The sequence below is a fragment of the Paenibacillus sp. J22P218 genome, assembly GCF_056269195.1.
Map to the genome: position 1 here is coordinate 421,951 of NZ_JBWDNL010000006.1, position 20,424 is coordinate 442,374.

Annotated in this window: 22 protein-coding genes; 7 read left to right on the forward strand and 15 right to left on the reverse strand. The window is 51.0% G+C overall.

Annotated features, from left to right (window positions below; genetic code table 11):
- Positions 1-6: 6 nt before the first annotated feature.
- The 5 genes from AC0YN0_RS25485 to AC0YN0_RS25505 form a co-directional block, all read right to left on the reverse strand.
- The gene (locus tag AC0YN0_RS25485) at positions 7-660 is read right to left on the reverse strand and encodes a nitroreductase family protein (RefSeq protein WP_475823765.1); all 654 of its coding nucleotides are present in this window, start codon (positions 658-660) and stop codon (positions 7-9) included.
- A 195-nt stretch (positions 661-855) separates the two neighbouring features.
- On the reverse strand, positions 856-2,346 hold the full coding sequence (locus AC0YN0_RS25490) for a methyl-accepting chemotaxis protein (protein WP_475823766.1): 1,491 nt from the start codon (positions 2,344-2,346) through the stop codon (positions 856-858).
- 36 nt (positions 2,347-2,382) lie between these two features.
- Complete coding sequence (locus tag AC0YN0_RS25495; RefSeq protein ID WP_442048332.1) at positions 2,383-2,949, reverse strand: GNAT family N-acetyltransferase; 567 nt, start codon at positions 2,947-2,949, stop codon at positions 2,383-2,385.
- Between the two features lie 185 nt (positions 2,950-3,134).
- Positions 3,135-3,515: a 4Fe-4S binding protein gene (locus AC0YN0_RS25500; protein WP_475823767.1), complete on the reverse strand. Its 381-nt coding sequence runs from the start codon at positions 3,513-3,515 to the stop codon at positions 3,135-3,137.
- Positions 3,512-5,179, reverse strand: a complete 1,668-nt coding sequence (locus AC0YN0_RS25505) for an FAD-dependent oxidoreductase (protein ID WP_475823768.1) — start codon at positions 5,177-5,179, stop codon at positions 3,512-3,514. Before AC0YN0_RS25505 ends, AC0YN0_RS25500 begins: the two co-directional genes overlap by 4 nt.
- A 396-nt stretch (positions 5,180-5,575) precedes the next feature.
- Here AC0YN0_RS25505 and AC0YN0_RS25510 point away from each other — a divergent pair, with 396 nt between their 5' ends.
- Together AC0YN0_RS25510 and AC0YN0_RS25515 are read left to right on the forward strand one after the other, a co-directional pair.
- The gene (locus tag AC0YN0_RS25510; protein WP_475823769.1) at positions 5,576-5,899 is read left to right on the forward strand and encodes a YtxH domain-containing protein; all 324 of its coding nucleotides are present in this window, start codon (positions 5,576-5,578) and stop codon (positions 5,897-5,899) included.
- Positions 5,900-5,903: 4 nt separating this feature from the next.
- The gene (locus tag AC0YN0_RS25515; protein WP_442048336.1) at positions 5,904-6,104 is read left to right on the forward strand and encodes a hypothetical protein; all 201 of its coding nucleotides are present in this window, start codon (positions 5,904-5,906) and stop codon (positions 6,102-6,104) included.
- A gap of 82 nt (positions 6,105-6,186) precedes the next feature.
- Here the strand turns inward: AC0YN0_RS25515 and AC0YN0_RS25520 are convergent, their stop codons facing one another.
- From AC0YN0_RS25520 to AC0YN0_RS25530, 3 genes are read right to left on the reverse strand one after another with little or no spacing between them, the layout of a single operon-like run.
- Positions 6,187-6,972, reverse strand: a complete 786-nt coding sequence (locus tag AC0YN0_RS25520) for a sigma-70 family RNA polymerase sigma factor (RefSeq protein WP_475823770.1) — start codon at positions 6,970-6,972, stop codon at positions 6,187-6,189.
- On the reverse strand, positions 6,969-7,418 hold the full coding sequence (gene rsbW, locus AC0YN0_RS25525; protein ID WP_475823771.1) for an anti-sigma B factor RsbW: 450 nt from the start codon (positions 7,416-7,418) through the stop codon (positions 6,969-6,971). Before rsbW (AC0YN0_RS25525) ends, AC0YN0_RS25520 begins: the two co-directional genes overlap by 4 nt.
- Positions 7,419-7,453: 35 nt before the next feature.
- Positions 7,454-7,702 carry a hypothetical protein gene (locus AC0YN0_RS25530; RefSeq protein WP_475823772.1) on the reverse strand — a complete coding sequence of 83 codons (249 nt, stop codon included), beginning with the start codon at positions 7,700-7,702 and terminating at the stop codon, positions 7,454-7,456.
- Between the two features lie 126 nt (positions 7,703-7,828).
- On the opposite strand from AC0YN0_RS25530, the gene AC0YN0_RS25535 reads away from it, so the two are divergent.
- The 3 genes from AC0YN0_RS25535 to AC0YN0_RS25545 all read left to right on the forward strand — a co-directional run bounded on the left by AC0YN0_RS25535 (position 7,829) and on the right by AC0YN0_RS25545 (position 12,652).
- Complete coding sequence (locus tag AC0YN0_RS25535; RefSeq protein ID WP_475823854.1) at positions 7,829-10,552, forward strand: response regulator; 2,724 nt, start codon at positions 7,829-7,831, stop codon at positions 10,550-10,552.
- A complete protein-coding gene (locus AC0YN0_RS25540; RefSeq protein WP_475823773.1) occupies positions 10,549-11,418 on the forward strand; it encodes a CheR family methyltransferase in 870 nt (289 codons plus the stop codon). The genes AC0YN0_RS25535 and AC0YN0_RS25540 overlap by 4 nt, the downstream gene beginning before the upstream one ends.
- A gap of 160 nt (positions 11,419-11,578) precedes the next feature.
- Positions 11,579-12,652, forward strand: a complete 1,074-nt coding sequence (locus tag AC0YN0_RS25545) for an SDR family oxidoreductase (protein WP_475823774.1) — start codon at positions 11,579-11,581, stop codon at positions 12,650-12,652.
- Positions 12,653-12,733: 81 nt separating this feature from the next.
- Here AC0YN0_RS25545 and AC0YN0_RS25550 read toward each other — a convergent pair whose 3' ends face one another.
- The 3 genes from AC0YN0_RS25550 to AC0YN0_RS25560 all read right to left on the reverse strand — a co-directional run bounded on the left by AC0YN0_RS25550 (position 12,734) and on the right by AC0YN0_RS25560 (position 15,610).
- Positions 12,734-13,120: a winged helix-turn-helix transcriptional regulator gene (locus AC0YN0_RS25550; RefSeq protein WP_475823775.1), complete on the reverse strand. Its 387-nt coding sequence runs from the start codon at positions 13,118-13,120 to the stop codon at positions 12,734-12,736.
- A gap of 20 nt (positions 13,121-13,140) precedes the next feature.
- Complete coding sequence (locus AC0YN0_RS25555; protein WP_475823855.1) at positions 13,141-13,950, reverse strand: sugar phosphate isomerase/epimerase family protein; 810 nt, start codon at positions 13,948-13,950, stop codon at positions 13,141-13,143.
- Between the two features lie 184 nt (positions 13,951-14,134).
- On the reverse strand, positions 14,135-15,610 hold the full coding sequence (locus AC0YN0_RS25560) for a HEAT repeat domain-containing protein (RefSeq protein ID WP_475823776.1): 1,476 nt from the start codon (positions 15,608-15,610) through the stop codon (positions 14,135-14,137).
- A 141-nt stretch (positions 15,611-15,751) separates the two neighbouring features.
- On the opposite strand from AC0YN0_RS25560, the gene AC0YN0_RS25565 reads away from it, so the two are divergent.
- Positions 15,752-16,621: an AraC family transcriptional regulator gene (locus AC0YN0_RS25565; protein WP_475823777.1), complete on the forward strand. Its 870-nt coding sequence runs from the start codon at positions 15,752-15,754 to the stop codon at positions 16,619-16,621.
- 115 nt (positions 16,622-16,736) lie between these two features.
- Positions 16,737-17,540 carry an acyltransferase domain-containing protein gene (locus AC0YN0_RS25570; protein WP_475823778.1) on the forward strand — a complete coding sequence of 268 codons (804 nt, stop codon included), beginning with the start codon at positions 16,737-16,739 and terminating at the stop codon, positions 17,538-17,540.
- 85 nt (positions 17,541-17,625) lie between these two features.
- Here AC0YN0_RS25570 and rsbW (AC0YN0_RS25575) read toward each other — a convergent pair whose 3' ends face one another.
- The 4 genes from rsbW (AC0YN0_RS25575) to AC0YN0_RS25590 all read right to left on the reverse strand — a co-directional run bounded on the left by rsbW (AC0YN0_RS25575) (position 17,626) and on the right by AC0YN0_RS25590 (position 20,277).
- The gene (rsbW, locus tag AC0YN0_RS25575) at positions 17,626-18,066 is read right to left on the reverse strand and encodes an anti-sigma B factor RsbW (protein WP_475823779.1); all 441 of its coding nucleotides are present in this window, start codon (positions 18,064-18,066) and stop codon (positions 17,626-17,628) included.
- On the reverse strand, positions 18,063-18,395 hold the full coding sequence (locus AC0YN0_RS25580; RefSeq protein ID WP_475823780.1) for an STAS domain-containing protein: 333 nt from the start codon (positions 18,393-18,395) through the stop codon (positions 18,063-18,065). The genes rsbW (AC0YN0_RS25575) and AC0YN0_RS25580 overlap by 4 nt, the downstream gene beginning before the upstream one ends.
- 40 nt (positions 18,396-18,435) lie before the next feature.
- Positions 18,436-19,017: a hypothetical protein gene (locus AC0YN0_RS25585; RefSeq protein ID WP_475823781.1), complete on the reverse strand. Its 582-nt coding sequence runs from the start codon at positions 19,015-19,017 to the stop codon at positions 18,436-18,438.
- A gap of 117 nt (positions 19,018-19,134) precedes the next feature.
- The gene (locus AC0YN0_RS25590; protein WP_475823782.1) at positions 19,135-20,277 is read right to left on the reverse strand and encodes a PP2C family protein-serine/threonine phosphatase; all 1,143 of its coding nucleotides are present in this window, start codon (positions 20,275-20,277) and stop codon (positions 19,135-19,137) included.
- Positions 20,278-20,424: the final 147 nt, after the last annotated feature.

A 20,424-nucleotide genomic window follows, 5' to 3' on the forward strand; every position in this document is an offset into this window, starting at 1 on the left:
CTACTTCTATTCTTGTTCAGACTGGCCTTCGCCGCTCACCAATATCGGTAGAATGCTCTCACCTAGAGGACGGCGCGTATTCGGCTTCTCCTGCTCGTGGAATGAAGGATCCAGCGAGTCCAAATCTCCACGATAGCCTAGCGCTATAACGGCGTGTAGCGAAATATTCGCAGGCACCTGCAGCAATTCGCGGGCTGCTGCCTGATCGAAACCGCCGATCGCACGCGTCGAGAGGCCAAGCAGCCTCGCTTGAAGCGCGATAGACGCCCAAGCTGCGCCCGTATCGAACGCATGAGCGCCGTTCGGATCTCCGTTTTCCTTTACATTTTGCGATGCGACTAAAATAAGAACCGGCGCGTTAACCGACCATAGCTTATTTCTCGGCTTAAGGAAGGACTGGAACACCTCATGCTCCGCTTGCTCCTTCGCCACATAGAACCGCCATGGCTGCTGATTGCTTGAAGATGGGGCCCACCTGGCCGCTTCCAATATCGTGTGTAGAACCTCTTCGCTCACGGGACGGTCTGCATATGATCTTGGAGACCAACGATTTAGGAATAGTGGATGAACCGGGTATTCCGGTTGTCTCTTCTTCGTTACATCAGGGCTATATGCCTGCTCAATGGTTTGATCCTCTGTTGTGATAGGTGTTGTGCTCATTTCCTTCATCTCCTGTTCGATTAAAAATGCAAAAAAGACGCATAACAATCGAGAAGAGTCCCGATTCTCATGCGCCTCCAGTTTACTAGCGAGCGCTAATGCTTATTCACTTCATATATCCGACTAATACAATAGGATTAAATATAATTTATCATGAGACTACGAATTCGTCAATAGTCCGAGACGCCTGAACCATTAGTTTTTGCCAACCATTTGCTTCAGTTCGGATAGAAGCTGATCCAACTGGGCGTACTGCTCAACCATCGTATGAATCTTCAGATCTTGCGTCTCCATGCTTGCATGTACCTCTTCTACGGAAGCCATATTCTCCTCCGTCGTTGCAGCGATATTGACCATTTCGTCTGCCATGGCGGCATATTGCTCGTTCAAGCGCGTTGCAGAGCTGCCCACCGTAATGGAATGCTCCTTAACGAGGCCCGAATTCTCATTAATTTGACCGATTAGCGACTGTACCTGTTGTGAAGCTTCCTTGCTTGTCTGCACGGCGGACTGACCGCGCTCTACCTGCTCATGCACTGCGCTGATCTGCGTCCGTATGCCCGACAAAATATCGGCGATCTCATTCGTCGCCTTGCGGGAATTGTCGGCCAGCTTACGTACCTCTCCCGATACGACGGCAAAGCCTTTGCCATGCTCGCCTGCTCGTGCTGCTTCTATCGCGGCGTTAAGCGCAAGCAAGTTCGTCTGCTCCGAAATGTCGCTGATCGTGCCCACGATTGAACTGACGCGATCGTTCTGCTCGCTTAGCAGCTTCATCATCTCAACCGTATGACCGATAATGACGCGAACCCGCTCAACCTCTGTGCTAAGCGACTCCATCTGCTCGCTATTCCGTTCAGTGAGCTCAGCGTTCTCAGTGGAATAACGCTCCAGCAGCGTGGTGCCGTCTAGCAGCAGCTTCACGTCATTGTCCATCGATTGGGTCGATTCATTAATATTCAGAATCGTTCCCGTCTGCTTCTCGATTGCCGCCGACATCTCGCTGAAGGTTGCCGTTACTTCGCGGGATATATCTCCCGTTGAACGAACGGTCGATTGCTGGCTGCTGCTGAATTCAGTAAGCAGCATGATCGATGATTTCATTTTATTCAATAGCGCTTCGGCCATGTCCTTGGATGCTACTGCTTCCTTCTGCTTCTCCATCACCTGGAGCTGCAGACGTCTGCTGAAATTCGACGATACCGCAAGCGCCGCCGTAGCGAAGATGAGATACAGATATAAATAAACGAGCGACTCGTCCGGGAACAACCGAGGCTGCAATTCCGAATCGAGGAAGATATATGTACTGAGAGCTGCACCTAGAACACCAGTCAATATAATGGCTTTGTAGTCCGCATACAGCGTAATTACGGCGATATTGACATACACCATGAAGTAGGTGCTTACGATCGGATTAGGGTCTGAGACAATCAGCATCGTAACGAGGAGCGTCATAATGAACGGAATGATGTACTTGATTTTGTCAGGCATAATTCGCTTGTAGGTCATGAACGTCGTCCCGCCGCATGTGATCAAGCCGACGCCAGCCAAAAGCAGCACTAATTGCGCCGATAGTCCGATGGCTAGATCAGTCAGAACGCCTAAAGCGAGCAACCCCCACAAAATTTTAATTAATAATCGGTTACGCTTGTCCAGATCTGTTAGCTCAACAACTGATTGTTTCATAACTTTTCCGCCTTTTCGCTATTTGCTAGTATTGTACTATTCTGCGACTAATCTTCTTCTCGGCAGAATGTCTTGCGGACTAATCATCCATTCGAATCGATGTTTATTTTGATAGACTTGCTCCACGTCAATTAACACCGGATTCACATAATCGCCTTTATAAAAAATTTTGTCGCCCAGCTTCTTCAGAGGCACTTGGAACGTGACCCTAAGCGCGCGCATGAATACTGGTTCCATTAGAGAAACATAATATTTGATCCGCTCTCCTTCGGCAAAATATACGCAAGCGGATAGCAAGTCCGCAATATATCGTCCTCGAAAGGAGCGCAGAATAGCCATTTTATCGATTTCGGCTACCTCGGATGCCGCTGCTATAACGTCGGGATGCTCATGAAAGGGAGCTGTTGCATTAATCTGGCTGTCAGTAATGCTATACGGCTTAAATTCGGTAGTGCCTACATATTGGCCTTCATCGGTTACGATGATGTATTTGGCAAGCGACTTGTCCGAAAACTCAAGTTCGTAACCTTTCTCTCGCCAGACGGTTGTCCAGATCCCGTTGAACATGGCCAGCTCCAACTCATTTTCCACACGTTTAAACATGGTTTACACTCCTTTATGTCTATTTCCCTACTTTTTCCACATATTTGAACCCACAACAGGTTTATCGGAATAAACAACTGAAAATTTTACCATTTTACAAAAAGAAAACCCCGCCTTAATTTGGATAAGCAGACCTATCCAAACCAAAACGGGAGTAATTCGTGTACGTTTCTATGCATCAATAACTAGGTCGTTTGAACTTTCACATCCGAGATACCCGCCACCCGGACTGGGCGCGGAGGAAGAATACGGTCGATGAACGGCGTCTGATCAAGTGCAGCAAGCTTCTGCCTGCCGGGTCCCCAGCCAATCGTCTCACGCCAGCTGCCGAGAATGCCTTTGGATGCCAGTTCGCCCTCATCTACCTTTATCGCTTCATCCGTGAAAGGGGATACGTAGAGTGCGTCTACCGGACAATAGGCCTCGCATATGAAGCAGGTCTGGCAATCCTCCTGCCGCTTAATGACGGGAGCCCCGCCTTCCGTCTTGTCGAATACGTTCGTTGGACATACCTTCACGCATAAATTGCACCCAATGCATCGTTCTGCGCTTACAAGCTCTATCATCCTGCCTGCACCTCCTTAACTGCGCTCTGCACGGCAGCCGTATGGTCGGTTGCAGCCTCATTCGCAGTAATTGCCGCAGCAGGAGCAGCCGATTCCGGACGCGTCACTATCTGCTCCAATCCCGATACGAGCAGCCGATACTGCTGATTCGGATCGACCTCCGGATATTCGGCCAGCACATGGAGACCTGCGCCGCGCGACTCTTTTCTAGCGAGAGCAGCGGTGTACATCCATCTGGCCGTTGCGGCCATCGCTGCCGCCTCGCGTGCTTGAACGCGTTCCGTAGCCGTCTCCGGCTGCTGCTCGTTCACCTTCGGCCACAGCTCATTCAACCGGCCCAGCGACTCGGTCAATCCCGCTTCCGTGCGGAAATAGTTGATCTGAAGCGGAAGCACCTCGTCCTGGATCGCCTTGACAAGCTCGCGCGTATCGACCGGTTCTCCTTCGTTCGCGCGCTGTTCCTCCTTCCGCAGGCCGTATCTGCCTGCTGGCTGAAGATTGCGTTCGCTCGCGCTGCGGCTCTGCGCCCGCGCATACTCTGCCGCTCCTTTGCCCGACCATGTGCCGGAGCAGATCGCCCAAGAAGCATTGAACGCGCCGCCGCCGGACGCGGCGCCCGTAATGCGCTCGCGTGTCGCAGCGTCTCCGGCCGCATACAGGCCGTTCACCGACGTTGCGCACTGCTCGTTCACGATGCGGATGCCGCCCGTACCGCGCACCGTTCCTTCATAACGAAGCGTGAGCGGGAACGGCTCGGTGAACACGTCTATTCCAGCACGATCATACGGAAGGAAGAAGATTGCATGCGACTTGCGCAATATCGCCTGCTTCTCCGGCGTATCTGCCTTATTCATAATGGCATAGACCGGTCCTTCAAGCAGCTTTGAAGCGAGAAAATCGCCATTTCGCTGACCGTTCAACGGGTTGCCGTCTTTATCATAATAGGAAGCCCAGCCAAGCAAGCGGGAGCGCGTATTAGAACTGTAAGCCGGACTTGGCGCATACCGCCGAGTGAACTCCATGCCAGACAGCTCCGCGCCTAGCTCGGACGCCATAAGGTAGCCGTCTCCCGTCAGCACGTTGCAGCCGAGCCCCTTGCTCAAAAAGGCGCAGCCGCCGGTCGCAATAACGACCGCGTTCGCCCGCACTTCCCATTCACCTTCGTCCTGCCTCAGGAGACCGCGCGCACCGCCGACGCCGTGCTCATCGACTAACAGCTCAAGAGCAGGCGCTTGGTCTAATATTTTGACTCCGGCGCGCTTCACGACCTTCCTCATGAGAGCCATATATTCCGGCCCTTGCAAATGATCGCGCATCGGCGTTCCGTTCTCATCGCGTACGAATGGATAACCCCATTGCTCGACCAACTCCAGATTGATATACACCTGATCGAGCACTCGGTGAATCCAATCGGCCTCAGCCAAGTAGCCGCCTGACTTCAGCCTCGCCTGAACAGCCGCTTCCCGCAGTTCCTTGTCTGGAGGCAAATACAGCAAGTTCGTTCCTCCCGGCGCCGTAGCTCCGCTCGAGCCCAAGTAGCCTTTGTCGACGAGGACGACTTTTGCTCCTTCCTTAGCTGCGCTCCATGCAGCCCATGCGCCGGCCGGCCCGCCACCGATGACAAGTACATCCGCCGTTACATTCACGTTTTTTTGTTTGCTCATTGCTATGCCTCCGTATCGTTTGATGATTGCGGGTATGAGTCATGTTGACCAAGCCATGAGAAAAGCTCCTATCGGAGTATCTCGAGGATGAGCGACCGCGTTTAAGCGGAAGTTTTTATCGCCAACCTGAATGATCTACTTTACCCTTTATCGCTGTAAAGCACTTAAACATTCTGATGTGGTAAAAAAAAAAGAGACGTACATTCGCCGTAACGAATTGCACATCTCCATTTGTATGGTCAATGACTAGAAATCACATATAATCCCTAGTGGTATAGTATGAAATTAATTTGTATTTTATCATCTTGCCTCATGGTTGTCAATGATTCAAAACAGCGAATAGCGGTTATATATAAGCAGCATTACTATTTTCTAACGATAAGGAGTGGGTGGCAAATGGCTAAGATGAATGCAAGCAGCGGTGTGTTGATAGGATCACTGGTAGGTGGCGCCATTGGCGTCGTATCCGCATTGCTCTACGCGCCAAAATCAGGCGCGCAGACGCGGGAAGCGCTAGCGGGGAAGATCCAGACTGTCAAAGAAAAGTCGATGAATCTCGTCGCCGCCGCTGGCAACCACACGAAATCGATTGGACGAAGCGTAGCCGAGGAAGCTACGGATTTAGCCAGTCATGCGAAGCAATCAGGCGAAAAAATAGTAGAGTCGATCCACTCTTCCAAGGAGGAAGTCAAGCATGCAATGAACGCTAATGGGAGGTAATCGAATGAATAGCTTATATTTTCTTCGTGCACGAATTAAGCACGAAATCGACAAAGAGAAGCAGGCAGCGAAGGTGAAGTCCATGCCAATGAACACCATGGCGCCCAATGAGCAGGAGATCATTCGACTAGGTCTGGATATGAAGCATATGAAGACGAACAGTGAAATTATGGAGGAAGGATTGGTCCCCGATCCGATCCAATAACTTTCCGATAATCATAAGAGAAAGCTCCCTTTGGAAATGCAACATGCATTCCCAAAGGGAGCTTTCTTATAGAGGGGACGAACTACTTGCCGTCCTGTCCCTCTTCCTGCTCCTCCAACAGTTCCTTCAGCTTCCCGATTGCACGCTTCTGAATCCGGGACACGCTCATCTGCGAAACCCCAAGCCTGGCAGCGATATCGCGCTGCGGAAGCCCGTTGTTATAAGCGAGAAGGAGCACTTCCTTCTCCTCGTCCTTCAGCTGTCCCAGCGCTTCTTCCAGGTCAAGCCGCATGTCAACGGTTTCATATTCATTCTGGTCGGTAACGATAAAATCACCAATGGTGGCGTTGCTGTCTCCTTCGTTCGAAAGAGGCGTATCCAGCGAAACGTAGTTGTACGCTTCTCTGCTCGAGAGCACCTCGATCGTCTCTTCAACCGTCAGCTCCAGATGAACGGCAATCTCTTCGATCGAGGGGGAGTGTCCGCGCTCTACCGTAAGCTGATCAATAGCCTGCTGAATAAGCAGGCCTTTCTCTTTGATCCGCCGCGGTACTTGAATATACCAAGATTTATCGCGCAAATAATTTTTTAGATGACCAACGACGCTTTTCATCGCATACGCTTCGAACGGTATCTCTCTGCCCGTATCGTATTGCTGGAACAAGCGAAGCATCGACAATTGGCCAACTTGAAATAGATCCTCATATAAATCGGGACGACTGCGCGACAGCTTGGCTGCCGCCATCCTCACAATCGGCTCGTAATGGGCCAGCAGAAGCGTAGCCGTATCATTGCAAGCCGTAGCCTGGTAAACCAGCATTTTCTCAATAGCTTCGTTGGCATCCAGGCTGGATGAATTCGAATTCATGCCATCTCCTCTTTCCTACCAATCTGCTTGGTGAGAATAACCTCCGTACCTCTATCGGTTCGCACCTCAACATTATCCATCAGCGCATGCATTAGAAAAAGGCCGAGGCCGCCCGCCTTGACGTCGTTCAAGCTTTTGAGGTGATGGGATACAAATTGCTGTGTGACATTGTCGTAATCAAAGCTGTTTCCATCGTCCTTGACACGGATGCAAATGCCTTGCTTGTCAAGTTCAATTCGAATGTGGATCATTCCCGACTGTCCGCTCTCATAGGCATGCAAAACGGCATTCGTGCAAGCTTCGGTAACGGCCACCTTCATATCTTCCATTTGCTCAAACGAGAATCCGGCTTTCTCTGCAATCCCATACAGGGCAAGCCGGACTATATTGATGTATTGTGCTTCAGCGGGTATCGTAACCGTTATGCTGCATGGAGTCGTATTCATTTCTTCTCCCTTTCCTTTATGAATTCTATTATAGCTCATATTTTTTTGATTTTTGTCCATATTCTGACCGTCGAGGCAATTCCGTCGCATACGGCGCCAACGATTCCTTCCTCTGCCCTAGCCTCCGTGCTCATAAGGGCAACCTGTGTTCCCAATCGGCTTATCGATAGTCTCATATCCTCGAGCGCAGCTCTTACCAGCTTCAACGTTCGATACAGCGCGTACAACAGGATAACGAAGGAAACAGCTATAACGGCAACACTGATCGATAGCAGCAGATCCATCCTATTATCACATCCCTTCTATCAGTAGTTACCCTCTCAGGGATGTTCTGAAACAAGGTCATGCTATAATAGATACAACATACGATCTTGTAAGATCATAAAATCACAAACAAGAGGGTGTTAATGATGCTACAAGCTATACGATTTCCTATTCGATTGAAAATTGTCGTCGGCTATTTTCTCATCGTTTTATGTCTGGGCGTCTCTATCGTAATCGTCACCGACAGAATCTCTTCCTTGCAGCATGAAATGGAAACGATAACGAGTCATGACATCGAGGTTCATAACCTCATTAACGGGATCGAGAACGATATCATCAGTATGGAGACGGCGCAGCGCGGCTTTATCATTACCGGCAACGAGTCGTATCTCAAGCCTTATCAAGACAGTATTACGACATGGAAAGCCAACTACAATAGTCTCACCGGGCTCATCGCATCGAACCCTAGCGTGAAGAAGGATTTGGAAGGCTTAGGGATTTCCATTCAGCATTGGATCGACACGTCCGGCGAGCCCGTCATCGCGCTAAAGAGAGCGGGTGACGAAGAAGGCATCCTTGCTTTCTTCCGCAATGACATCGGCAAGCAGGATATCGACCAGCTTCGGATTCTTTTCGATAAGCTGCGAAGTTCAGAGATCGAAGCAACGAAGACGCATATCATGCAACTAGATAACCGCAACGATCTGCTTGCAATCGGCCTGTATGCCATGCTTGTTGTCGTTGCCGCCGTCGCCTTCCTTATCGTTTATATGATTTCCGGATCCATTGTAAAAACCATTAAACAGGTATCCCAGACGATTACGGAAATCGCTTCAGTAGGCGGTGATCTTACGACGCGAATCAAAGTGAAAACCCGTGACGAAATAAGCGAATTAGCAGATGCCACCAACTCGCTGCTGACAAGCCTGGATATGCAGAATTGGATTCAGAAGATGGTTGCGGAAGTTGCGACCATGACGCAAGGCATTAACGATATGCAGACGCTTGCCGGGTCGTTCATGACCAAAGTCGCTCCGATGGTCAATGCTGCCTACGGCGCTTTCTACGTTCGTCAAGGGACGGGAGATAGCGGGCGGCTTGTGAAGATTAGCACTTATGCTGCTTACGGCGAAGATCAGGCGATAGAAAGCTTCCGCATAGGAGAAGGGCTTGTCGGTCAATGCGCGTTAGAAAACCGGACGTTCTTGCTTAATCACCCAGCCGAATACGGAGCTAAGATTACTTCGGGACTGACGCAGACCTCTCCGCAAAGCGTCCTGCTCGTACCGGTTGAGTATGAAGGTAAGGTCGAGGCCGTCATTGAATTCGCTTCGCTTGAGCCATTCACATCCGCGCACCTCAAGCTGCTTGAACAGATCGAGAACCACTTCGGCGTGTCGGTCAACAATGTCGGCGGACGCATGGAAGTCGAGAAGCTGTTGCGGGAATCGCAGTCTCTGACCGAGGAACTGCAGACACAAACCGAAGAGCTGCAAGCGCAGTCCGAGGAATTACAGATGCAGCAAGAGGAAATGCGCATGACGACGGAGCATTTGGAGGAACAGAACTTATTCGCTGAACAGAAGACGAAGGAATTGGAGCTGGCGAAAAAAGAGCTCGAGGAGTATGCGGACAAGCTGCGCACAAGCTCGCAGTACAAGACGAACTTCTTGGCCAATATGTCACACGAGCTGAGAACGCCGCTTAATAGCATCCTGATCCTTTCGCAGATGCTGTCCGAGAATGACAATGATACGCTGACTGCCGAGGAAGAAGGCTACGCGCGCGTTATTCATACGTCCGGCAACGATCTTCTAATGCTGATCGACGATATTCTGGACTTGTCCAAAATCGAGGCTGGCAAAATCACGCTGATGATCGATGAAGTGAACGTAACCGAAATTCCCGAGCTGATGAGGCTGAGCTTCGATCCCATTGCGGAGAAGAAGGGGCTTGCTTTCTCCACCACGATCGAAGGAGCCGTTAGTTCCATGCTGCATACGGACGGGCAAAGGCTTCAGCAAATATTGAAGAATCTGCTATCCAATGCTTTCAAATTCACCGATCGCGGCTCGGTTGCGTTGACAATTCGAGAAGCAGACATCAAAGAGGTCGGCGAGCTGCTTCCCGAGTATCATCATGCCGAGGTGCTCGCAATCTCGGTTACGGATACAGGCATCGGCATCCCTGCAGACAAGCAGCGGCTTATCTTCGAGGCGTTCCAGCAGGTCGACGGCAAGACGAATCGTCAGTATGGCGGTACGGGGCTCGGCCTCTCGATTTCAAGCGAGTTCGCGAGGCTGCTAGGCGGATGCATCACGCTGCATAGCGTACCGAATCAAGGCAGCGTATTCACCTTATATTTGCCGAACCTTCAGCATGCCGAAGTCGGGCAAGAGGTTTTGGCCGCATACGAGGAGGTTGCTGTCGCTATAACGGAAGAGCCCGTTCTGACAGCAGCGGCTAAGGAAGATATAGACGTGCTTGCAGGCAAAAAAGTGCTGCTCGTAGAAGACGATGCCCGCAACGTGTACGCCCTCAGCAAGTCGCTCGAGCAAAAGCAGCTTACGGTTACCGTTGCCGGCAACGGTAAGCATTGCTTGGAGCTGCTTGAGAAAGATAACAACTTCGATCTTATTCTGATGGATATTATGATGCCGGTCATGGACGGCTTTGAGACAATGGAGGCGATTCGTAAGCTTCCTAATCTGAAGGATACGCCAATCATTGCTTTAACGGCAAAGGCAATGCGAAGCGATCGCGACAAATGCCTGGAGGCGGGAGCCTCCGACTATATCAGCAAACCGATTCAGACAGACCAGCTGTTCTCCTTGATGCGAGTATGGCTGACGAGGCAGGTGGGACAATGAGTCATGAGCTCGAGCAGTCCGATGAGCTGCAAGAGGAACTGGCGCAGACCGAAGAGCTGGCATGCATCGAAACCGAGCTCCTCTTGGAAGGCATCTATCGAAAATACGGCTTTGACTTTCGCCATTACTTGCGGTCGTCACTGCTGCGTCGCATTTACAACCGCATGAGCTTGGACGATCTGCCGACCATCACCTCATTATTGAACAAAGTGCTGCATGAGCCGGACTATTTCGGTGTCCTGCTTAACGACTTCTCAATCAAGGTGACGGAGATGTTCCGCGATCCCGAATTCTTTTACGCTTTCCGCCGGGATGTCATTCCGCTTCTGAAGGATTTGCCGGAAATCCGGATATGGAGCGCGGGCTGCGCCACCGGCGAGGAAGTATACTCGCTTGGCATTCTGCTGCACGAAGAAGGATTGCTGGACAGAACAAAGCTGTATGCAACGGATATGAGCGAGCAGGCGATTCATACCGCGAAGCAAGGCAAGTTCCCGCTTAAGCGAATGCAGTCGTTTACGAAAAACTATATGCAAGCCGGAGGCGACAAAGAGTTTTCCGCTTATTATACCGCCGACCATGAATATGCGCATTTCCATCCCTTTATGAAGGAGCATCTCGTGTTCGCGCAGCATAATCTCGCGACGGACTGCTCCATCAACGAATTTCACGTCGTCCTGTGCCGCAATGTACTCATCTACTTCGATTCCGTCCTGCAGCATCGCGTGCACGGTCTGATCCATGACAGCCTCAGTCCGTCTGGCATATTGGCGCTAGGCGCCAAAGAGTCGTTCCTGACGCCGTTCAAATCGCGTTACGAGGTGCTGTCGGCAACCGACCGAATCTTTCGCAAGCTGGAGGACTAGCACGGAGATCGCTAACAGTAAGGAGCAGACCAAAGCGGTCTGCTCCTTTCGTTACTTTGAAGTTACTATATCACTCTAAAGTGCGTACTTTTTATTTACGGCTGCTCGGTGCACAATGATGTTAATTCATTTAACACATCATATAGAGGAGTGGTACTTAATGAAAAACACAGAAGCTTTGGTACGCAAAAAAGCGCTTGTAGTCGGAGCAAACGGCGTTATCGGCAAAAATTTGATCGACTATTTGGAACAACTCCCCGACTGGGATATTGTCGGCTTGTCGCGCCGCGGCGGCGTCTCAGGCAGCCGCACCCGTTACGTTGCCGTCGATCTGCTGGATGAATCGGATACAAAAGAAAAGCTGAGCACACTTACGGACGTTACCCATATTTTCTATGCCGCCTATCAGGATCGTCCTACTTGGGCCGAGCTAGTCGCTCCGAACGTCGCAATGCTCGTCAATGTCGTGGATGCGATCGAGCCCATTGCTCCGGGACTACAGCATATTAGCCTGATGCAAGGCTACAAAGTGTACGGCGCTCACCTTGGCCCGTTCAAGACCCCAGCCAAAGAAACGGATGCCTACCATATGCCTCCTGAGTTCAACGTCGATCAGCAGCAATTTTTGGAACGCAGGCAGCTAGGAAGCAGCTGGACATGGTCGGCGCTTCGCCCTTCTGTCGTATGCGGATTCGCGCTCGGCAATCCGATGAATCTGGCCATGGTCATCGCCATTTATGCTTCTATATCGAAGGAGCTGGGACTCCCGCTTCGGTTTCCCGGAAAGCCTGGCGCCTACAACAGCTTGCTCGAAATGACGGATGCAGGGCTGCTAGCCAAAGCTACCGTCTGGGCAGCGACGGATGAACGCTGCGCGAACCAAGCGTTTAATATTACGAACGGTGATTTGTTCAGATGGAACGAGCTATGGCCTAAGATTGCTGCCAACTTCGGATTGGAAACCGCGCCTCCGCTGCAAATGTCATTGGAATCGGTTATGGCTGACAAGGAAGAGTTGTGGAAGGGGATGGTGGAGAAACATGGCTTAGCGAACAACAGCTACAAGGACGTGTCCTCATGGCATTTCGGGGATTTCGTATTTGGCTGGGATTACGACTTCTTTGCCGACGGCACGAAAGCGCGCCGCTTCGGCTTCCATGAATTCATGGATACCGAAAGCATGTTTCTGGATATCTTCGAGGATTTGCGGAGACGTAAAGTTATTCCCGCTTAAGTGAACAATGGCAGCAGAACAACCGGTCCTGATCCATAGCGATCGTGGGTCGATTGTTCTGTTGCCATCCTACATGTTTACTTATGAATGGTCGTCGTCCTCCTGCGCCGTCGGCGCTGCGGACAATATTTTGATTCGTCCGCCCAACGCGCGCTCCGCATGCCGGTCTCCCCATCTGCACAGAAGATGAAGGATTTCTTTCAAGCTCCAGCCATACTCCGTAAGCTCGTACTCGACTTTTGGCGGCACCTGATTGTATGTAATCCGGTTAATAATGCCGTCGTCCTCCAGCTCGCGCAACTGCTGAGTAAGCACCTTTTGCGTCACCCCTGGCAGCAGGCTCATTAACTCGCCATTTCGTTTCTTGCCGAACGTCAAGTGGAACAAAATAACCTGCTTCCACTTTCCGCCGATTACATCAAGCGTTACCTCAACGGCAGTATTGTATGTTTTTCCCGCTTCCAGCATCGATCGATCTCCTCCCTTCGTTATAGTTCGATACCTATATCCTTAGCCGTCCTTCGGATATATTGCGCAGCTTCAAGGTACTGCTCGTTCGTTGACAGATGCTCGATAATCAGCGTCGTATCGGGGTGCAGCTTGTTCAGTTCTGCAAGGAACGTCCGGTAATCGAGCAGGCCTCTGCCCGGAACGACTTCATCGAGACGAACGGTCAACTTGCCTCCCAGCAAAATATCCTTCGCATGGCAATTCCGAATATGCGGTCCGAGCTTGGCGAAGAAATCTCTGATTATTGCCCCGTTGTTATAATAAGCCCGCGGGCTGCTGATGATGTTGACGGGGTCGAAGTGGACCCCGAACCCCTGACGGTCGATTGCCTTGTGCAAAGCAAGATACGTATCCGCGGAATCGGGAAACACCCACGGCATCATCTCCAGCGCAAACACAGTGCGTTCCGGCTTAACCGCATCAATAATTTCTCGCGTCGTTTCCACAATAAGATCGAATGTTTCGTCGCTGAAATTATCCGGATCCGGTCCATCCCATTGCTCGCCGCGAGAGCCTGCAATGTTCACGCAAGCCTGCGCGCCGATCCGTTCGGCAAGCTCCAGACGCTGGATGCAATAAGCGATCGCTTCGCGCCTTGTCCGCTCGTCCCGGCTAATCGGATTGCTCCAGGCACCGACCTCGGAAATCAATATATCGTTGTCGCTGGCCGCTTTCAGATAATCGTCCAGCGCAGAAAGGTCATCATCTACCGGGCAAGTCGTTGCGCGGAAGCCTGCCTCCCGCAGCGCCTTCGCCCAGCTGTCCGGATTTTTTTGATCCAAAAACACTTGTCCTCCAAGCCGCATTCCTATCCCGCCTCTTCGTCAAGGTTATTCACATCCCGCTGTTGCTCCAGACTTGTGAACACGCGACAATTATAGCATGAACGCGGCGGCGAGCGGCACTTTCCTTCGCAACAAAGCTTATGCCGCGAGGGATGGCGTTAGCCGTTTACGCTTGTCTATGAGATGGTTAGAATGAAGAGTCCTTGTGTGTATCGGGGCACCAGCGGGCCGTCCGGTGATACCGGAGCAAGACGTCTACCGCCTCTGCCGACCGCAGGAAGGTCAAGGCTTCGAAGGCATACGCGCGGACATACCGGTCGGAACTGTCGAGTGCCTGCTCCAAGGCCTTCACTACGACGCCCGCATCCCCGTATTTCCCGATGCGAAGTAGCGATAGAGCTGCAGTATACCCGATCTTATTATGAATGTAATCCTGATTGGCGACAAAATCCTTGTCCGCGTGTATGCTGGCCGACTCTTGCGTCTGTCCCGTCGTTTCTTGCCATACCGACTCTTGGAGCGTCCGGGTTAGCGACTCGACTGCAAGAGCCGATGGCGACGCAAGCAAACCGAGCGCTTCGGCGGCGTTCCGTCGTACCCAAATGCTTTCATCAGCGAGGGCGAGAATGAGCGCTTGCTCCGTACCGCCGTCCTGACTGCCGATCATGCCAAGCGCAAAGCAGGCAAGGGCGCGTCTTCTCTCCTCCGAATGGTCAAGCAATGCAATTAAACCGTCAATTGCTGCGGAGCCTGCTGCCGGGAGAGCGTAAGCAGCGCGGAGCGCGGATACGTTCGTTCCGTCGCGAAGGACGCCCAGCAGTGCCTGAACGCCCGCATCGCCCATTCCCGCAAGACGATAAGCGGAATCCAGAGCGTCGTCTTCCGACGATTCTCCGAGAAGACCCGCGATCTGAGACGCGTTTCCATCTGCCTGTCCTGCTGCTTGCATCTCTGCTCCACGGAGCCACTGCCATACATCCGACCAGATGCGGGTGAACGGATATTCCTGTTGTCCGGCAGGAACCGTGAATTCCGATTCCTGATTGTTCCAGCTTGGAGAAGCCGGCGGTCTCAGTCTGGCGAATTGGAATTTCAACATATAGCGGTCCGTTGTGGACGTGTTCAACGAAGCCTTATGCCAGAGGTCGAAATGAACGAGCACCATCGTGCCCGCAGGACCGGTCGGCAGCGAAAAAGGTTTGTCCTTGCCCGGGAATTTCTCCTTGTATTGAGAGCCGGGCATAATAGCGGTCGGACCGAGCTGCTCGGTGACAGGCTGCGTGTAGTAAAAGATCATCGCCCACCAAGGGCGGTGGCTTCGCATAGCGCTCCAGTAGCCGTCCTTGTGCCATTCGCCGCCCCCCGGCTTTTGATTGTGCGGCTGGTTGTAGTGGCAATGCCGATGCGGGTGCAAATAATAATCCGGGCCGAGAATGCTTGTTAAAGCCCCTTGGACGACCGGCGTTTCAAAAAACTTCTGGATGTCCGGCACTCTCGGCAATATGTTATTGCCCGGGTTGCCTTCCTCCATCAGCGTATAATGAATTTGATTCATCACTTTCTCGTGAAGCGTATTCGGAAGATCGTTTCGCAGCACTAAATACCCCTGCGTAATAAACTGTGCCATTTGTTCGTCAGTCAGCAAATGCGAAGTTTCTTGCAAGTTGATCACTCCTTGGATAATGTTGTAGTTGATGTACTTATCTTAGCCGAGCGGCTTTTTATTGTATTTAGCAGAAGGTCATACTTTTGCACAATCGTCGGGTGAATTGTCGCCAATTTATCGTTCTGAGGGGGGAGTGAAGTGGACTTTTCCACGTTAAATCCGTATGTGTACTACGCAACGAGATATCCGTTCGCCAAGGGGCAGTCAAGCCTTCCGCGGATTTGTTATCAAAGCTCCATCTATCTGATCAGCGAGGGACACGGGGTTCTGCACACCTGCGGCCGAACCTACGAGATTGGTCCTGGTTGGCTCATCCATATCTCCGCCGGACAACCCCATGAGTGGATTGCCGACGACCTCGATCCGATGGTTCATGTTTGCTGTTATTTCGACTGGCATTACGTAGACCGAAGAGATTTATTGGATGGGGCATCTCCGATTTGTTACCAGTTGGACCGGCTGCAGCACGCATATGTCGGACCGGCTTTTCCCTATCCGATTCTCGAGATAGTGGAGGTTGATTCCCTCCGTCCATGGATTGATCTGTTCCAAAGCTTCTACAAACCTAGCGAATACACGAATGAACGGACCTACATGCGGAACTTGACGACGCAGCGGAATTTCCAGGCCTTTATCGAATATTTCCTGTCGTATATGCTGAAGGATGAGCATATCCCTGACCCCAGAATAAGCCGTATCATTGAACGGATGGAAAAGGATTTGCTGGACGGTACCGCGAAGCCGTTGAAGCTTTATTACGAAAGCATTCATATGAGCCGAGGGCATTTTTTCGAAACGTTCAAAAAAGCAACGGGATATTCCCCGGTTCAATACATGAACAGGTTCATGATTGGCCGAGGGATGGACGACCTGCTCCATACGCGCTTAAGCGTTACGGAGATTGCCGATAAATATCACTTCAGCTCCGTCCATTATTTCTCCCGATTGTTTCATAAACAAACCGGCTATTCTCCCCGCGAATTTCGGGCTGCCGGACAGCTCAAATAGGTAGCGCCTAATAGGCAGGAAAGGTTAGCAGCTTCGCGAATAGAAAAACATAGGTTTTTAAATCCAAAATGAACCGTTCGCTCGGTCATCAAGTTCTCTGAAGGAGATTAACGCAATGAATGTGGATCAATTATGCGAAGGCATCCGCTTGGATGAAGGCGCCAGACAAACGATCAAACAAGTGGACATCGACGATAATCGATATAGCAGCCTGAAGCGGTTATTAACAAGCGATAAGCAAGCTTTTTATGCGGCCGTCAAGCAATCGCCATCCTATCGTCAACTCTTTTTGGCCTTATTCGCCAAGTTCGCGGTTGACGCCTATGCGGATTATGCCGCCAAGGGCATATCGGACGACGTTTATTACGATACGTTCTCCGACTTGCAAATCTGGAGCAGGAAATGTTATCAGGATTACGGGGTATACGGCATTGAAGAATATGGGTGGCTGCAGGAACATGTGCAGCTTGCCTTGTTCCGCTTGGGCAGACTGCAATTCCAGCCCATTGCGCTGGATCATGACGTTGAGGCCGGTGGGAGAAGCTTTGGCAAAGGCCAGCTTGTGCTTAACGTTCATATTCCGGAGGGAGGGCCTTTGGATGAGCAAAGCGTTGGGCAATCCTTCGAACAGGCCAAGACGTTCTTTAGGGGCATCAGAGCGGTGTTCGTATGCCAGTCTTGGCTGCTATTCCCGCAGCTCAGCGAAGTCTTGCCGCCTGATTCGAACATTCTGAAGTTCCAGCGAAGTTTTACCGTATATCAGACGGATATGGCCTCGAAGCAAGCAGAGGAACGGATATTCGGCCAAGTATGCGCAGACCCGTCGCTTTACGAAGAGAGGACCTCTCTGCAGCAAAGCTCGAAGGCGTATCTCATGGCCGGCAATAAGCTTGGTAGTGGATACGGAATTAAATTTTAAATAGACATTGCCGTTAGAAAACAAAAGAGAAACCCAACGTTTTGAGAAAAACGTGGGTTTCTCGACAATCTAACTAGCTGACCAGCTAGCCTTCTTCCGTAGCAGCAGCCAAAAATTTGGTCATGACAACCTCGGTAACATTGCCCGTCGTATAGATGGCGACCTCATCCATTAATGCTTGGATCAGGTAGATGCCTAATCCCCCGACACGCAGGTCGCTAACCTGCTCAGCGGCAAGCGGAGCGGACATATCGAGCGCATTGGGATAAACAAAGCCGGGGCTGTTGTTTTTGATTCTGATTTTCAAACTGTCGTCATCTGTTTCGTAGCAGACGTCAATAACCTCGTCTCCCGTATTATGGCCGCCATGGAGCACCGCATTGTTGCATGCCTCCGATACCGCTACCTTCATATCCTCGATGTCTTCATAGGAAAACTTCATCTTCGAGGCAATGCCGTAGAGACAGATTCTAACCATATCAATGAAGTCCGCATGGGCCGGTATTTGTAAACGAATGGCTTTCATGCTTCACCCTCTATCCCTTCTTTTAAATATCGGGAAATGCCTGTTAGATCGAATAATCGTTTGATGGCAGGCGGTATTTCTCTTACGAAGAAGGGCGCCTTCAATTCATCGCGATACTTCAATACCGATACAATGATGCCGATACCCGTACTGTCTATATAAGTTAAGCCTCTCAAATTCAGTATAAGCGCCTTGTCTGAACGGTTCATGACCTGCTCCAACGCCGACCGCAGCTGCGGCACGATCGATAGATCAAGATCCCCGCTCAGATGGAGGACGTAAGCATTCGGATTCTCTTCCTGCACGACTTGAAATGGATCTGCTTTCATTCATTCACTCCGCTCCGCTATAATTATTGAATCGTTACACTTAGACGCTTGCGATATGAAAATAATGAATCGCGTTCAACTGTCCGCTCGACTCGCCGAAAAACAGCTTCAATACGGCCTCGCCTCGCTGATACCCTATGCCGTCTTCCGTCTCGAAGTCAGACTCGCCGAAAGCGTCCTTCATTCCTTCGAACGACGCCGAAACCCGCACGCCGTCGATCAGCACCGAGCCGATGCTCGGCAGAACTTCCACGAAATTAACGACACCGTCCGTAAAAACGATGTTCATGCGCTCGTAGTGATACGTTTCAGATCCGGCATTATAAGGATCTGTCGTGATCTCTAAGGGCTGGCCGAGCTTCGTTATCGCATCCTGCTGGCTGTCGTAAAGCGTAATGCCCTCTACGCTGCCTAGCTGTAACTGCTGCTTCTCTACAGGTGCCGCTGGACTCATGGATGCTGTCGTTACCTTGTTTGCTGCCGCAGTTAGCGTCACTACGGATTCTTTGTTTGCTTGGTTCGCTTGCGCCTGCGTATCGATTGACGCCATGGGCAATTGTCGTACGTTTGCAAATCCGATTAAGCTTCCTACTATACAGCCAATCAAAATAATGTTTTTCATATGAGCTCCCTCCCGCAAAAAAAAATCGGTTACGGTTACGTTAACGTTCCTCCCTTTACTCTTACCCCCGATTACGAGCTTTGAAACAGACAACCGCATTTTTATTAAATTATCGATTTATTTTTTGGCCGCAATCATCACAAGGCATATATCATCCCGTTGATTGTCGCCGATCCGCTCCGGAATGAGCGCTTCGCACATCCCTTGAATCCCCTTGCCGCTATGCTCTGCGAGCAATTGTTCGATTCGGTTCGAGGCCTCTTCGCTTCCTTCATAATCTATCGTATCCAAGAGCCCGTCCGTGAACAGGACGAGCTTCATACTGTCGTCGTATTGAATTATGCCTTTCTGAATATCGATCGTATCGAACAGGCCGATTGCGCAGCAGCCCTCCGTCAGCCTAATCGTCTTGCCCTGCTGAAGCATAATACCGGGAGGATGACCGGCGTTGACATATTCAATCGTCCGCTCTTCCGTATCCAGTACTAAATAGATCGCCGTAAAATAGTAATTCAGCAGCTCGTCCTTCATATACAGCCGCTTCATATAGCGGTTCAGCTCGCGCATCACCTGCTCCGGATCCGAAACTCGCGTAATCATATCCCTCAAGACGGATGAGATGTACATGCACACGAGCGAGGACGCGATGCCATGACCCATCATATCGAGCAAAATGACGCCGTACCTCGTTTGATCGATGCGATACCAGGCGTAGAAGTCGCCGGCAAGCTCCGAGGAAGGCTGATAGATGGCGTTGATCTCCACATTGGCGTCATCGATTGGCTGACTGAGCACGTTGCGCTGCACCTGCTTGGCAAGCTCCAGCTTGTATTTAATTCGCTTGTCCCGCTCCTTGTGCCAATCAATCTCTTTCTTCAGCCTCAGCGCGGAGCGGATGCGCGCGAGCAGCTCCATCTTATTGATCGGCTTCATTACATAGTCGCTGGCTCCCGCATCCAGCGCCTCCGCCATTTTGGAGGAATCACCGACTGCGGTGACAAAAATGATCGGAACATCGCGATAACGCTCGTCCGCCAAGATGCGCTTGCACGCCTCCAAACCGTCAATCTCCGGCATCATCAAATCCATTAATATTAATTCGGCTTGCGCCTCCGGGTCAACGTCATTTCCGATTCCGAGCAGGCCGTACAGCTCCATCGCCGAAGAAGCCATTCGCAAATCATCGTATCCCGCTTTGTTCAAAATTGCCTTCACGATAAGCTGATTCGTAGCATTATCATCTACTATTAAGATACTCATGCGTGCGTGCCCCTTATCAAGTGGTATCCAATATATTCTATACCATTTTCTAGTCGGATGTCGCCCTTAGGAAGCAGCTTGCAGCCCAAGAGGCCTATCCGTTAGGATAGGCCATCTATGTTATATGGCGGCCATGCCGTTATGGCC

Excerpts from the sequence above, each read along its gene's own strand:
- AC0YN0_RS25540 (WP_475823773.1), top strand. The coding sequence starts at position 10,549 with ATGAGTCATGAGCTCGAGCAGTCCGATGAGCTGCAAGAGGAACTGGCG.
- AC0YN0_RS25550 (WP_475823775.1), bottom strand. The coding sequence starts at position 13,120 with ATGCTGGAAGCGGGAAAAACATACAATACTGCCGTTGAGGTAACGCTT.
- AC0YN0_RS25520 (WP_475823770.1), bottom strand. The coding sequence starts at position 6,972 with ATGAATTCGAATTCATCCAGCCTGGATGCCAACGAAGCTATTGAGAAA.
- AC0YN0_RS25590 (WP_475823782.1), bottom strand. The coding sequence starts at position 20,277 with ATGAGTATCTTAATAGTAGATGATAATGCTACGAATCAGCTTATCGTG.
- AC0YN0_RS25485 (WP_475823765.1), bottom strand. The coding sequence starts at position 660 with ATGAGCACAACACCTATCACAACAGAGGATCAAACCATTGAGCAGGCA.
- AC0YN0_RS25535 (WP_475823854.1), top strand. The coding sequence starts at position 7,829 with ATGCTACAAGCTATACGATTTCCTATTCGATTGAAAATTGTCGTCGGC.
- rsbW (WP_475823771.1), bottom strand. The coding sequence starts at position 7,418 with ATGAATACGACTCCATGCAGCATAACGGTTACGATACCCGCTGAAGCA.
- AC0YN0_RS25585 (WP_475823781.1), bottom strand. The coding sequence starts at position 19,017 with ATGAAAAACATTATTTTGATTGGCTGTATAGTAGGAAGCTTAATCGGA.
- AC0YN0_RS25545 (WP_475823774.1), top strand. The coding sequence starts at position 11,579 with ATGAAAAACACAGAAGCTTTGGTACGCAAAAAAGCGCTTGTAGTCGGA.
- AC0YN0_RS25570 (WP_475823778.1), top strand. The coding sequence starts at position 16,737 with ATGAATGTGGATCAATTATGCGAAGGCATCCGCTTGGATGAAGGCGCC.
- AC0YN0_RS25495 (WP_442048332.1), bottom strand. The coding sequence starts at position 2,949 with ATGTTTAAACGTGTGGAAAATGAGTTGGAGCTGGCCATGTTCAACGGG.
- AC0YN0_RS25510 (WP_475823769.1), top strand. The coding sequence starts at position 5,576 with ATGGCTAAGATGAATGCAAGCAGCGGTGTGTTGATAGGATCACTGGTA.
- AC0YN0_RS25505 (WP_475823768.1), bottom strand. The coding sequence starts at position 5,179 with ATGAGCAAACAAAAAAACGTGAATGTAACGGCGGATGTACTTGTCATC.
- AC0YN0_RS25515 (WP_442048336.1), top strand. The coding sequence starts at position 5,904 with ATGAATAGCTTATATTTTCTTCGTGCACGAATTAAGCACGAAATCGAC.
- rsbW (WP_475823779.1), bottom strand. The coding sequence starts at position 18,066 with ATGAAAGCCATTCGTTTACAAATACCGGCCCATGCGGACTTCATTGAT.
- AC0YN0_RS25530 (WP_475823772.1), bottom strand. The coding sequence starts at position 7,702 with ATGGATCTGCTGCTATCGATCAGTGTTGCCGTTATAGCTGTTTCCTTC.
- AC0YN0_RS25580 (WP_475823780.1), bottom strand. The coding sequence starts at position 18,395 with ATGAAAGCAGATCCATTTCAAGTCGTGCAGGAAGAGAATCCGAATGCT.
- AC0YN0_RS25490 (WP_475823766.1), bottom strand. The coding sequence starts at position 2,346 with ATGAAACAATCAGTTGTTGAGCTAACAGATCTGGACAAGCGTAACCGA.
- AC0YN0_RS25500 (WP_475823767.1), bottom strand. The coding sequence starts at position 3,515 with ATGATAGAGCTTGTAAGCGCAGAACGATGCATTGGGTGCAATTTATGC.